This window comes from Sphingorhabdus sp. EL138 (assembly GCF_945890115.1).
Lineage (GTDB): Bacteria > Pseudomonadota > Alphaproteobacteria > Sphingomonadales > Sphingomonadaceae > Sphingorhabdus_B.
Genome location: NZ_CAMDCK010000009.1, coordinates 56,745 through 68,858, shown reverse-complemented (window position 1 = coordinate 68,858; position 12,114 = coordinate 56,745). Strand labels below are relative to the sequence as shown.

Annotated in this window: 14 protein-coding genes; 6 read left to right on the top strand and 8 right to left on the bottom strand. The window is 54.1% G+C overall.

What is annotated here, in order from left to right:
• Positions 1–29: 29 nt before the first annotated feature.
• Both Q0O07_RS05910 and glnA read left to right on the top strand, forming a co-directional pair.
• Positions 30–368: a P-II family nitrogen regulator gene (locus Q0O07_RS05910; RefSeq protein ID WP_125231011.1), complete on the top strand. Its 339-nt coding sequence runs from the start codon at positions 30–32 to the stop codon at positions 366–368.
• 47 nt (positions 369–415) lie between these two features.
• Positions 416–1,828 (top strand): type I glutamate--ammonia ligase, encoded by a 1,413-nt coding sequence (glnA, locus tag Q0O07_RS05905; RefSeq protein ID WP_295491519.1) that lies wholly within the window; start codon positions 416–418, stop codon positions 1,826–1,828.
• A gap of 65 nt (positions 1,829–1,893) precedes the next feature.
• Here glnA and Q0O07_RS05900 read toward each other — a convergent pair whose 3' ends face one another.
• Entirely contained in the window at positions 1,894–2,934 is a 1,041-nt protein-coding gene (locus Q0O07_RS05900; protein WP_295491517.1) for a glycine zipper 2TM domain-containing protein, read from the bottom strand.
• A gap of 376 nt (positions 2,935–3,310) precedes the next feature.
• On the opposite strand from Q0O07_RS05900, the gene Q0O07_RS05895 reads away from it, so the two are divergent.
• From Q0O07_RS05895 to Q0O07_RS05885, 3 genes are all read left to right on the top strand, one after another.
• Positions 3,311–4,072, top strand: coding sequence for a bacteriorhodopsin-like (locus tag Q0O07_RS05895; protein ID WP_295491514.1), 762 nt, complete (start codon positions 3,311–3,313; stop codon positions 4,070–4,072).
• 39 nt (positions 4,073–4,111) lie between these two features.
• On the top strand, positions 4,112–5,020 hold the full coding sequence (locus Q0O07_RS05890) for a Brp/Blh family beta-carotene 15,15'-dioxygenase (RefSeq protein ID WP_295491512.1): 909 nt from the start codon (positions 4,112–4,114) through the stop codon (positions 5,018–5,020).
• A 75-nt stretch (positions 5,021–5,095) separates the two neighbouring features.
• Positions 5,096–6,406 (top strand): M20/M25/M40 family metallo-hydrolase, encoded by a 1,311-nt coding sequence (locus tag Q0O07_RS05885; protein ID WP_295491510.1) that lies wholly within the window; start codon positions 5,096–5,098, stop codon positions 6,404–6,406.
• 222 nt (positions 6,407–6,628) lie between these two features.
• Here Q0O07_RS05885 and Q0O07_RS05880 read toward each other — a convergent pair whose 3' ends face one another.
• The 4 genes from Q0O07_RS05880 to Q0O07_RS05865 form a co-directional block, all read right to left on the bottom strand.
• Entirely contained in the window at positions 6,629–7,084 is a 456-nt protein-coding gene (locus tag Q0O07_RS05880; RefSeq protein WP_295491507.1) for a biopolymer transporter ExbD, read from the bottom strand.
• Positions 7,085–7,105: 21 nt separating this feature from the next.
• Positions 7,106–7,648: a biopolymer transporter ExbD gene (locus Q0O07_RS05875; RefSeq protein ID WP_295491504.1), complete on the bottom strand. Its 543-nt coding sequence runs from the start codon at positions 7,646–7,648 to the stop codon at positions 7,106–7,108.
• Between the two features lie 93 nt (positions 7,649–7,741).
• Positions 7,742–8,497 carry a MotA/TolQ/ExbB proton channel family protein gene (locus Q0O07_RS05870; RefSeq protein ID WP_295491502.1) on the bottom strand — a complete coding sequence of 252 codons (756 nt, stop codon included), beginning with the start codon at positions 8,495–8,497 and terminating at the stop codon, positions 7,742–7,744.
• A gap of 79 nt (positions 8,498–8,576) precedes the next feature.
• Complete coding sequence (locus Q0O07_RS05865; RefSeq protein ID WP_295491499.1) at positions 8,577–9,227, bottom strand: energy transducer TonB; 651 nt, start codon at positions 9,225–9,227, stop codon at positions 8,577–8,579.
• Between the two features lie 316 nt (positions 9,228–9,543).
• Here Q0O07_RS05865 and Q0O07_RS05860 point away from each other — a divergent pair, with 316 nt between their 5' ends.
• Positions 9,544–10,335: a hypothetical protein gene (locus Q0O07_RS05860; protein ID WP_295491497.1), complete on the top strand. Its 792-nt coding sequence runs from the start codon at positions 9,544–9,546 to the stop codon at positions 10,333–10,335.
• Positions 10,336–10,401: 66 nt separating this feature from the next.
• On the opposite strand, the gene Q0O07_RS05855 is transcribed toward Q0O07_RS05860, so the two are convergent.
• From Q0O07_RS05855 to gluQRS, 3 genes are read right to left on the bottom strand one after another with little or no spacing between them, the layout of a single operon-like run.
• On the bottom strand, positions 10,402–10,983 hold the full coding sequence (locus Q0O07_RS05855) for a cob(I)yrinic acid a,c-diamide adenosyltransferase (RefSeq protein ID WP_295491494.1): 582 nt from the start codon (positions 10,981–10,983) through the stop codon (positions 10,402–10,404).
• An 11-nt stretch (positions 10,984–10,994) separates the two neighbouring features.
• Positions 10,995–11,222, bottom strand: coding sequence for an HIG1 domain-containing protein (locus Q0O07_RS05850; RefSeq protein ID WP_295491491.1), 228 nt, complete (start codon positions 11,220–11,222; stop codon positions 10,995–10,997).
• A gap of 43 nt (positions 11,223–11,265) precedes the next feature.
• Positions 11,266–12,108 carry a tRNA glutamyl-Q(34) synthetase GluQRS gene (gene gluQRS, locus Q0O07_RS05845; RefSeq protein WP_295491626.1) on the bottom strand — a complete coding sequence of 281 codons (843 nt, stop codon included), beginning with the start codon at positions 12,106–12,108 and terminating at the stop codon, positions 11,266–11,268.
• Positions 12,109–12,114: the final 6 nt, after the last annotated feature.

The window sequence follows — 12,114 nt, the reverse complement described above, 5'->3', positions numbered from 1 at the left end:
ATGCCTCACGCGCCATACAAGGAAATGCCATGAAAAAGATCGAAGCGATCATCAAGCCGTTCAAGTTGGACGAAGTGAAAGAAGCGCTGCACGAAGTTGGCGTATCGGGCATCACTGTGACGGAAGCGAAGGGCTTTGGTCGTCAAAAGGGCCATACTGAATTATATCGCGGCGCCGAATATGTTGTCGACTTCCTGCCCAAGGTAAAGCTTGAGGTTGTGGTTGAAGATGGCCTTGCCGACCGCGTTGTTGAAGCGATCGCTGCCGCCGCGCAAACTGGCCGCATTGGCGATGGCAAGATTTTCGTTATCCCCGTTGAGACCGCGCTGCGGATCCGCACCGGCGAACGCGATAATGATGCCGTTTAAAAAAATCCAAATCACTTAAGAAAGACAAGCGAAAGAAGGAACGCATTATGGGCACTTCAGCCAAAGACATCATCAAGCGCATCAAGGATGAGGAAATCGAATGGGTCGATGTGCGCTTCACTGATCCCAAGGGCAAATGGCAGCATCTGACGATGTGCGCGGGCGTCATTGGCGAAGATGAGTTGGAGGACGGCCTGATGTTCGACGGTTCGTCCATTGAAGGCTGGAAAGCAATCAACGAATCCGACATGATCCTGAAGCCCGATCTGGACGCAGTATATGTTGATCCATTCTCGGCCACGCCGATGATGATTATCTTCTGCGACATTGTTGAGCCATCAACCGGCGAGCTCTACAGCCGCGACCCGCGTTCGACCGCCAAGCGCGCCGAAGCCTATCTGAAGACGACCGGCATTGGCGACACCGTCTATGTCGGTCCAGAAGCCGAATTCTTCATGTTTGATGATGTGCGTTTTGAAAACAGCTACAACACGTCATATTACAAGATTGACGATATCGAACTGCCAACGAACAGCGGTACCAAATATGAGAGCGGCAATATGGGCCATCGCCCACGTGCCAAGGGCGGATATTTCCCCGTCGCACCTGTCGACAGCGCTATGGATATCCGTGGTGAGATGGTTTCAACCATGCTGGAGATGGGCTTGCCATGCGACAAGCATCACCATGAAGTTGCCGCAGCGCAGCATGAGCTTGGCCTTACCTTTGGTACGCTGACCCAGACCGCCGACCGTATGCAGATCTACAAATATGTCGTGCATCAGGTGGCGCACGCTTATGGCAAGACCGCAACGTTCATGCCAAAGCCAATCAAAGAAGATAATGGGTCAGGCATGCACACCCATTTGTCGATCTGGGAAGGCAAGACGCCGCTGTTCGCGGGTGATGGCTATGCTGGTCTGTCGGAAATGTGCCTGTTTTTCATTGGCGGCATCATCAAGCACGCCAAGGCGATTAACGCATTCTCCAACCCGACCACCAACAGCTACAAGCGCTTGGTTCCCGGCTATGAAGCGCCCGTGTTGCTTGCCTATTCGGCGCGCAACCGTTCGGCATCATGCCGCATTCCATATGGCGCAGGTGCCAAGGCAAAGCGCGTCGAAGTCCGCTTCCCAGATGCAATGGCCAACCCATATCTGTGCTATGCGGCGCTGTTTATGGCTGGCCTCGACGGTATTCAGAACAAGATCCACCCAGGCGAAGCTATGGACAAGAACCTGTATGATCTGCCACCGGCAGAACTCGCGCAAGTTCCGACTGTTGCCGGCTCACTGCGCGAAGCGCTCGATGCACTGGCCGCTAATCACGACTTCTTGTTGAAAGGTGACGTGTTCTCAAAGGACCAGATCGAAAGCTACATCGAACTTAAGATGGAAGATGTCGCCCGTTGGGAAATGACGCCAAGCCCTGTCGAGTTCGACATGTATTATAGCTACTGATCCTAACGTATTAGATCAGTATTAAAGGCCCGGCAGTTGGGGGACCGCCGGGCCTTTTTTGGGCTTTAATAATTGCGCGCTTGACGTTCGCTTTGTTCAAAGCGCTTTGTAAGCTGGTCCAGACGTCGCTGTATCGTCTGCTCTTCACGTGATGTAAGTCGACCGTCCCGAGTGAACTGCCGGTTCTGCGTCTCAGTCGCGGTCAGCTCACGACGCGCATATTGCGCGCTTGCTCGGTTCATTTGCCGTGATTGCACCGACCTCTGAACATATTCGCGCATCCAGCTAATCCGGCTTAAAACATCCATGGGCATTTGGTTCAGTTCATATGCACTCGTACCCGGTCGATATTGGGTGTTCTGGTAACTGCCCTGACGGGTTGAGACCCAGCGTCCCCGCGAGTCATAATAACCATAAGATCGGCCGGCGACCCAGCGGCCGTTAATGTCATAATATCCTGGCTGCTCCACCGCGTTCCAATTGGCGGTGTTTTCATTGGCATAACCCGTATCTCCTACAATCCAGCGGCCACGCGCATCGTAACGTCCGCGTGTGGGACCAGCGACCCAACGGCCGTTGGAGTCATAATAGCCCGTTGCGGTCCCACCTACCCAGCGATTGTTGCGATCATAATAGCCGACGGATGATGCCGGAACCCAATAGCCGTCACGATCGACATAGCCTGCGCTGTCGCGGTCCCCGTTCGCCACGACCCATCGGCCATTGTCGTAATATCCGTTTGGCTGACCATCAACCCAAGTGCCATTGCGGTCATAATAGCCACGTGCTTCGGACGCGCTGACTCCGGTGGAATGCCAGCGACCTTGTTCGTCAAAATAGCCGTAAGCCGTGCGGCAATCGCCACGGTTCGATCTGGACACCTGATTGCCAATGACCGCACCAACGACAGCGCCGATTATGGAGCCTTCAGTCTTATCGCCACGTCCAGCGATTACATTGCCCAACACGCCGCCTGCGCCCGCGCCAACGGCTGTACCAATGATACGGCCACTTCCGTCACGGCGACAACCGTCATCTTGCGCAGCGGCGATAGAAGGGGTGAGAACTGTAAGCGCAACGCCTACAAAAAATATCCAACTTTTCATAAGAATTTCTTTTCACGTAATTGTTTCGTGAAAGCGTAATCAGTTCCAAGCCGGAATGTTCCATTTTACCACCGTCCGGAACTGTACTTTGCCGGGGCGATACAGTAATTCTCATGCGACATTGGCACGTCGACTTCCAGTTCGAGATATGGGCATCCAGCCGCGCGTTGTCATAATCAAAAACAGTGAAATTGCACCGCCTGCTAACGCACCATTGGAGCAGCGCAGCGCCTAACTTTTCTGCCCCGTAGATGACTGCTTGAAGCAATATAGGGGGAAAAACGGTATAAAGGATGGGTTGACACATCAAATGCTTAGGTTAACATCGACTTTCCCGACGCCCAGAGTGGTGTCTTAAAAAGGGGGGAGAAAAATCGTGGAAACTCTAAGTTTTGGCCAATATTCATTGGTCTATAATGCATTCTCATTTACATTTGCCACCATGGCAGCGGCAACGCTGTTTTTGTGGTTGGGCCGTTCGCAAGTAGGCCCCGCCTACAAGACGGCGCTTACCATTTCCGGCTTGGTTACTGCCATTGCCGCTTATCACTATTTCCGCATTTTCGAAAGCTGGGAAGGTGCATATACCGTTGAAGGCGGCGTAGTAGCCGCAAGTGGCTATGCATTTAACGATGCCTATCGTTATGTCGATTGGTTGTTGACCGTGCCATTGTTGTTGATCGAACTCATCCTCGTGATGCGTTTGAGCCAAGACGAAACCGTCTCCAAGTCGTTCAAGCTCGGCGGCGCTGCAGCTCTAATGATCGTCTTGGGCTACCCAGGTGAAATCGCAACCGACATTCCAACCCGCGTATTGTGGGGCACATTGTCGGCGATTCCTTTTGTCTACATCATGTGGCAATTGTTTGCTGGTCTCGGTGCATCGATCAACAGCCAGCCAGAAAATGTTCGCGAGTTGGTGAAGAAGGCACGTTTGCTGACCTTCGCATCATGGGGTTTTTACCCGATCGTATACATGATCCCTTACACCAACCTCAGCGGTTCGGACGTAACCGTAGGCGTTCAAGTCGGCTATACCATTGCTGACTTGATCGCAAAGGCAGGCGTCGGCGTCTTGATCTACATGATCGCAGTACGCAAATCGCAAGCCGAATATGGCGATAAGGCCCATGGCTAAAATAAGGACGTACGCCGCTTCGGTGGCGTACATTCCTACATGACTACAATTTCATACTCGCATTCTGCAGGCGCAACATTTCCAAAAATGTTGCGCCTGTTTGCGTTACCGGTCGCTACTCTGCTGTTAATTGTCATTGATCGCTTTTGGGGCTTCATGGACGGCACTCATGCCAATATGCTGGCTGCGGTCGCAATCGTCCTCGCAGGGGTCCCGCACGGAACGCTAGACGTTGAAATCGCTGCGGCCCATTTCGGGCAAAAGGGATTTGCCGGTAAGGCCAAAATTATTGGCGGCTATCTGGGCTGCGCAGGCGCCATGGTGCTTTTATGGCTTCAACTGCCTGAGCTGGCGCTCATTTCGTTTCTCATCATTTCTATCGTGCATTTCAGTCGCGATTGGCGCGGCGGCGTTGACCCGTTTCTGGCCATGATGGTCGGGTGGGCTTTGGTGGCATTGCCAGCGCTTGCCAGCCCTGACGATGTCGCCATGATATTCGCTGCGCTGACCGGCAGCGATAATGGCGCAGTGATTGCCGCATTACTTGGCGCGGCCTCGGTTCCAGCAGCCTTGGGCAGTCTCGTTTTTGCCTATTGGGCATTCCGTCACGATGACAAGCAAAGCGCATTGGAGGTGCTTGCCTGCATCGCCGCCGCCCTGTTCCTGCCGCCACTTGTGGCATTTGCCATATTCTTCTGCGGACTCCATTCGCCGCGGCACATGGCCGACGCGTTACGTGAGACAGGTGACCTGTCACCGATGAAGAAGACCGCCATCATTTGCGCGGTATTCGCTTTGTCATTGGGTCTGGGTGTATTGATGTTCCTGTATCAGGGCGATGTTCCCGCTGACATGGGCATCATCCGGACAGCATTCATTCTGATATCCACGCTGACTGTCCCGCATTTCATTTTGGAGCATATTCTGTTGGACAAAAATCCCGCGTAGAATCCGCCTGTTCAACACCCTTGCCTCAATTGGCAAAGCGCGGCACATCATGCTGGTCTTAATCGGGAGTATATCATGAAATTCGGTGCCTTGATGCTGTGTAGCAGCATTGCCCTCGTCGCCCTTTCACCAGCGGCTCATGCCAAATTGTCTCCATCCGAAGCCAAAATGGTCGCGACCGTCGATGCGGAATATGAAAGATCCATCACCCTACTTGAAAAGCTGGTGAACCAGAATTCGGGCACCATGAACTTTCCCGGCGTAAAGATCGTCGGCGATATGATGCGGGCCGAACTGGAGCCACTGGGTTTCAAGGTGGAATGGATCGATATGGCGAAAGCGGGTCGTTCGGGGCATCTCGTCGCAACCAAGGCGGGCAAAAAGGGCACGAAGAAACTATTGCTCATTGCCCATCTCGACACTGTGTTTGAGGCAGATAGCCCGTTCCAGACCTTTGTCCGCAATGGCGAACAAGCGATTGGCCCGGGTGCAGGCGATGACAAGGGCGGCATAGTGGTCATCGTGTCTGCCTTACGCGCGATGCAAGCGGCAGGCACGTTGAAGGACGCCAGCATAGAAATCCATATGACAGGGGATGAAGAGGATGCCGGCGACCCGATTGATATCACACGTGCGCCGTTGATCGCAGCGGGGAAAACCGCAGACGTGGCGCTCGATTTTGAAGGACTTTCTATTGAAAATGGCAAGGATATGGGCGTTATATCGCGGCGGTCGTCCAACAGTTGGAAATTGGAAGTGTCCGGTGTCACGGGACACAGCTCCCTGATATTCGATAATATTTATGGCGATGGCGCGGCTTTTGAATTGGCGCGCATCCTGCACCGGTTTCGTACGGAACTGCCCGAGCAGAACCTGACGTTTAACATCGGCTTGGTCGCCGCCGGGCAGGAAGTGAACTTTGATACAGATGGCGTCCGCGTGAGTGCCAAGGGCAAGACCAATATCATCCCCGGCTTGGCCGTTGCGCGCGGCGATTTCCGGACGCTGTCCGAAGAACAAAGCGCACGTGTCCGTGCAAAAATGCTTAATATCGTTGCCGCATCGGCACCGAAGACCAAAGCGGCCATCAGCTTTAACCGGGGAAGCTATCCGGCAATGGCGCCAACGGACGGCAACAAGGTGCTTCTGGCCGGTCTTAATGCTGTCAACCGCGACCTAGGCCTTGCGGAACAGCCCGTGCTCGACCCGTTGAAGCGCGGTGCTGGCGATATCAGTTTCGTCGCCAATGATGTGGATGGCCTTGTCGGGCTTGGCGTCTACAGTAAGGGCGACCACGCGCCTGGCGAAACCGTCGATCTGGCGAGCATCAAGCGTCAGGCAAAACGGGCAGCGATATTGATGACGCGGCTTTCCCGCGGGAAGTGACGTTTGCTGGAAGGTATTACCCGACTCATTTGAACGGGACGCTTGCACCCAAATACCGTCGTCCCAGCGTAGGCTGGGACAAGGATTCGGCTTTCGCCGCCCTTGATGGCCCAAACCCAGGATGTGGCGATATAAGCCCAGGCGGCTGTACGTGCGCCAAAGAAAAAGGCGGCGCATTTCTGCACCGCCCTTTCCATGTCGATTAGTTCGAAGTCGTAGAGACTACCGTCCCTCACGCGACGCCTTACCGAAGACGCGATATTGTTCGTTGCCGACAAATCCGAACTTCGAAATGCCGCTGCGCTTTACAGAAACCAATGCCTTGTCAACGGTGTCATAAGGCGCCGTTGGAGCTGGCTGGAACTGAAGTTCCGGCTCCGGCTTCATCGACCGCGTCCGCACCAGATATTGCTCCATCTGCTGCAATGTCACGGGTGTGCCATTCCATTGGATGGTGCTGTTCGGCAGAATGATGATCTTGTTGATCACAGGATCAATCGGATCCACCGGCGGCGGTGCATTAGGGTCGTTGACCGGAAGGTCGATATTTACGGCGTGCGAAACCGGGGGGATGGTGATCATCAGCATGATGAGGAGAACGAGCATGACGTCGATCAACGGCGTCGTGTTCATTTCCATCATCGGCTGGCCATCATCGTTACCGCCACTCATTGCCATGATGATTGCTCCTTAAATTGCTTACTGGACATTCGCGTTTTCGAATGGCGACGAAATGAAGCCAACGCGCGAAAAACCAGCCATTTGCATGGTGTAAATTGCACCACCGATGCAACGATAGGGCGTGTTAATGTCACCACGGATATGCGCCTCAGGCAACATTTCGGGCAGGATTTGACCAGCAGCGGCGGCTTCTGGGCCACCAAGCTTTTCAAATTCGGCCTTCAGATGCTTTGCCGCGCGATCCACCAGTTCAGTCGAATCAACCGGGGTAACGTTCCAGTAAATGCGGCACTCGCCACCAGGGTTTGCACCCTGATACGCGGCGTCACCTGGATCACGTCCGCCGACATCCGTTGTCGTCACTGACAACAAAACATTTTCACGCTTTGCTTTGGTCGGTTCAAACTTGATGATTGGAATGTCCATTTTCACCGTTTGAATGGCGACTGGAATTGCGATGAGGAACACGATGAGGAGCACCAGCATGACGTCGACGAGCGGCGTCGTGTTGATGTCAGACATTGGCGCATCATTGCCGCCGCCTCCTGAACTGATTGCCATTGGCCAATCCTCTTCTAACTAAATTGGGTCAAAAATCGAGCGCCAGCACAGGCTGGCGGATGGGCTGCGCGTTAACGCAGCCCTCACCCAATCTTACTTCTTAACCGCTGCTGGCGCTGGCTTGCCTGCTGCTACTGCAGTAGCAGGCTTCACGCGACCACCCGAAGAGATGTAACCGAGCACATCGTTCGAGAAAGTAGCCAAGCTACGTGCGATTGTCTTGTTACGGGCCTGAAGCCAGTTGTACGCAAGAACAGCAGGAACAGCAACGAACAGACCAATCGCGGTCATGATCAACGCTTCACCAACTGGACCAGCGATCTTGCCGATGTCGGCCTGACCAGCGATACCGATTTTGATCAGTGCCGAATAGATCCCGATAACCGTACCAAGCAGACCAACGAACGGAGCAGTTGCACCAACCGTTGCGAGGAACGGAAGACCGCCCGCAAGCTTGTTGTTGATGGAATCTTCCGAACGCGCCATCGCGCCGTGCAACCAATCATGTGCTTCGATTGGGTCAGTCAAAAGGCTATGCTGCTTTTGTGCTGCGATGCCGTCGTCGACAACTTGACGATATGCGCTATTCTTGTCGAGCTTTGCAGCGCCTTCTTCAAGCGTTGCAGCGCGCCAGAATTGCGTGCGGACTTCTTTATATTGGTTCAGGACCTTCTGCTGTTCAAACAGCTTCGTGAACATGATGTAGAATGAGAAAACCGACATGATGACCATGACGATGAAGATCGACCATGAAATTGGACCACCTTCGTTAAGCGCAGGGATAAGACCGAATTGTGCGGCCACATCTGGGTTTGCGGCACCCGCCGCAGTCAGAAACAAAATCGACATTTTAACTACCTCTCAAAAAATAGAACTATCTAGCAAAAAAGACCCGGCGCGAAGGCTCACCCTTTGCCGGGTCGTAAAATCATTTCGGTATCTGCCACCGTACGCGGTTCGAATAAGAGCCTTGAACCTTTTCACCGTTGCGAACGGCGGGTTCAAAGCGTGCGCGACGCTTCACGTTGGAGCATGTGGCCGCATCCAAATCGTCGTGACCGCTGGACTGGGTAACCACGCAGTCAATGACGCGACCATCGACACCGATCGTTACACGGAAACTCGTGGTCCCTTCACGCTCCTGTTGCAACGCGCGCGACGGATAATCGTTCGTGTTGGCCCAGTTGCCAGGATTACCCCGTGCCTTTGCGTCAGAGGTTGGGCCTGCTGGTGCCGGAGGAGGTGGTGCAGGTGGTGCAGCCGTAGGCACGATTGGCGCAGAAGGTGGCGGCGTAGCAACGGTACGAATCGTTGGCGGCGGCGTTACCGTTTGCACCAATGGCGGAGGCGAGACCACTGGTGGCTCGATCTGCTTTTCGGGCTCGGGTGGTGGCTCTTCTTCTTCGGGTGGCTCTTCTTCCTTCACGTCTACAACGGTCATCTTTTCCTTGATGATCGTGACCGCGTCATACGCAAGACCCGTGACCAAGGCATAACCGAGGAAAGCGTGAAGTAGGATAACAATGATGACAGAAACCAAACGGTTCGTGCTCATCCCATCTTGATCAGCATATGCCATGCGGAAACAACTCTCCTACCTTCAAAACAAAACAGTACAATGTAGAAGTATGCTTACACACACCCCTGCTGAACCCCAACGATATCGAATTCTGTTTTTTTTTGCTCGATTCACCGCTGCATTAGCCAACCCTAACCGGCCTAGCAATCCGGATTCTGCGATTAAGACGCAATTCATGGATGGGTAGGCAAAATTCTATAATGTGATAGAGGGCTCAAGCACGTTCACGGACGACCAAGGAAAGGGATAATGAATGCGATTCGTTCCTGCAAAAACGGGTTTATGCTTGATTTTACTGGGCCTAAGCTCGGCAAATTTGGCACAAGCACCACTTGACCTGCCGCCTTCCTTTGTCATCGAAGCCGATACGGCAAGCTATGCAGATATTGCCGATTTGGTGGTGATATCGCCACTTATTGTCGATGTGACCGTTCGAAATGTCCGAAAACTGTCGGCTGAACAGACCTCAGGTGTCCCAACTTCGTTCGAACGCGTGCTGGTAGAGGCCGACGTCATGGCATTGATTCGTGGCGAAGGCGGTATAACGCCGCGCGTGCGTTTCTTGCTCGATGTGCCCAAAAACGCGAAGGGTAAAATTCCCAAACTGCAAAAACAGCGCATATATCTATTTGGTCGACAGGTGACCGGTCGACCTAGCGAGGTTCAACTGGCACGGCCAAATGCGTTGGCTTTATTTAGCACCACTAACGATGCGCTCGTGCGGGCCATCACGAAAGAGGCTGTCCAAGTTAACGCTCCGCGCCGCATTACCAGCGTGAGCAGCGCCTTCCACAGCGTGGGGACCGTATTGGGGGAAGGCGAAACGCAGATTTTCGTAAAAACGGACAATGATCAGCCGCTATCGCTCACCATATTGAGCCGCCCGGGCCAGCAAAAAATATGGGCCGTCTCAACAGCCGAAGTCATTGACGCATCTGCAACCGCGCCGCAGCGTATGACCTTGTTATGGTATCGCTTGGCATGCGGTCTTCCGCGCGCTCTGCCTGCTGACCGTGTTGAAGGCGCGTCGAAGGCAGATACCGCCCGCGCGCAGGCCGACTACAGCTTTGTTATTGAATCGTTAGGGCCGTGCGGGCGTAACCGGTAATCAATGCATGAAGGGCCAAACGATCCGCCCATTTTGACATGCCCGCAAAAGCCGTCCTCCGGCTGCTTAGCGCGATGCGCCTGGTACCCACAAAATATCGCCGCCTCGTGTTGCGTTGATTAAACGGCACAAAGTGAAGAGATAGTCGGACAGACGGTTCAGGTAATGCAACGCTTGCGGGTTGATCGCCACTTCAAGCGATGCGGCAACCAGTGCGCGCTCGGCCCGACGCGACGTTACCCGCGCCATATGCATTTGTGCCGCTGGTAAACTGCCGCCCGGCAAGATGAAACTGGTCAGCGGCGGAAGTTGCGCATTGGCATTATCAATCGCCGCCTCCAGCCATTCAACCTGAGACGCAATTATCCGTAGCTCCATCGGTGAAGGTTCGAAACTCTCCCCCGGCGTCGCAATATCTGCGCCCAAATCGAACAGATCATTTTGAATGCGGCGCAGTTCCTGCACCAAAGGGGTATCCCCCTCATCCGCCGCAAGCGACTGGATCGCAACGCCCAGCGCGCAATTGGTTTCATCGACTTCGCCAATCGCATGCAACCGTGAATCCGTTTTCGACACACGTGAGCCGTCGACAAGGCCCGTTGTGCCATCGTCACCCGTCCGGGTGTAAATTTTGTTGAGCTTAACCATGATCGCTCTGCTTATTGCGAACCGGCAACAAGTACCAAAACAGCAATCAACACGACGGTGATGAACTGCCATTTCACCCGTGCAAACATCATCTTGTTTTGCACAGTCAGGGATTTAGGTAGGCCCGTTTCGTCCACATCTGCCGGACGCAGATTGGCAAAAGCATGCAATCCGCGGATTAATGCGAAGGCAACAGCACCAGCTGCGCCAATGATGAGAAGAACCAACAATATAGTCATCGGGAGAAGTCCTTGTTCAGGGCCAATACCCCGTTGCCCCTATCTAAGCATCCGATAAGGAAATTCCAAGCGGAAGCGTTCGGTGACGCAAATTATCCATAAGTTCCTTTCCGCTTTCGCCTGCCAAACGGCGGGCGGACAAAGCCGGTGAGGATTTGCTCTTGGCCAGTTTTTCATCCGCGCTATCCAGCAAAAGCCGATGATGCCAATAGACTGGCTCCGGTAAATCGAGCAACTTCTGCAGCAGCCGATGAATGGCGGTATAAGCGAACAGATCCTTGCCGCGCACCACATAGGTTATACCATCAACGGCATCGTCAACGGTCGCGGCGAGATGATAAGATGCCGGCACGTCCTTGCGCCATAATATAACATCGCCAAAGGCCATTGGGTCTGCAAACTGCTGTCCCGCCGCCAAATCCATCCACAACAGCGGGCCTACCAAGTCCACGGCCTTTTTTATGTCGAGGCGCCAGCTAAATGGAGCATCTCCCACAAAGGGCTGGTCCCGGCAGGTGCCGGGATAATGCGGACCGTCGGGGCCATGGGGTACCGCCTTATGCTTTAACGCTTCGGCGATGTCGCCTCTGGTGCAGCCGCAGCGATATAATAGGCCAGCGGCGTTCAGCCGGTCACGCGCGGCCACATAACGGTCGGTATGTTGCGATTGGAACTGCACATCGCCGTCTTGCGCAAGCCCAAGCCACTGCATATCGGCAAGGATCGCCTGAACATGCTCGGGCCGACTGCGCGTCCCGTCAATATCCTCGATCCGAAGGCGAAACTGACCCCCAAAAGCGCGCGCGAATTCACGGGCACATAGCGCCGAAAAGGCATGGCCCAGATGCAACTGCCCATTGGGACTCGGGGCAAATCTGGTGACCACCGGACC

Bases quoted from the DNA above. Each gene is read 5' to 3' on its own strand.
- Q0O07_RS05900 (WP_295491517.1), bottom strand. From the start codon at position 2,934: ATGAAAAGTTGGATATTTTTTGTAGGCGTTGCGCTTACAGTTCTCACC.
- Q0O07_RS05865 (WP_295491499.1), bottom strand. From the start codon at position 9,227: ATGGCATATGCTGATCAAGATGGGATGAGCACGAACCGTTTGGTTTCT.
- Q0O07_RS05880 (WP_295491507.1), bottom strand. From the start codon at position 7,084: ATGGCAATGAGTGGCGGTAACGATGATGGCCAGCCGATGATGGAAATG.
- Q0O07_RS05910 (WP_125231011.1), top strand. From the start codon at position 30: ATGAAAAAGATCGAAGCGATCATCAAGCCGTTCAAGTTGGACGAAGTG.
- Q0O07_RS05850 (WP_295491491.1), bottom strand. From the start codon at position 11,222: ATGACTATATTGTTGGTTCTTCTCATCATTGGCGCAGCTGGTGCTGTT.
- Q0O07_RS05855 (WP_295491494.1), bottom strand. From the start codon at position 10,983: ATGGTTAAGCTCAACAAAATTTACACCCGGACGGGTGACGATGGCACA.
- Q0O07_RS05870 (WP_295491502.1), bottom strand. From the start codon at position 8,497: ATGTCGATTTTGTTTCTGACTGCGGCGGGTGCCGCAAACCCAGATGTG.
- Q0O07_RS05885 (WP_295491510.1), top strand. From the start codon at position 5,096: ATGAAATTCGGTGCCTTGATGCTGTGTAGCAGCATTGCCCTCGTCGCC.
- Q0O07_RS05875 (WP_295491504.1), bottom strand. From the start codon at position 7,648: ATGGCAATCAGTTCAGGAGGCGGCGGCAATGATGCGCCAATGTCTGAC.
- Q0O07_RS05890 (WP_295491512.1), top strand. From the start codon at position 4,112: ATGACTACAATTTCATACTCGCATTCTGCAGGCGCAACATTTCCAAAA.
- glnA (WP_295491519.1), top strand. From the start codon at position 416: ATGGGCACTTCAGCCAAAGACATCATCAAGCGCATCAAGGATGAGGAA.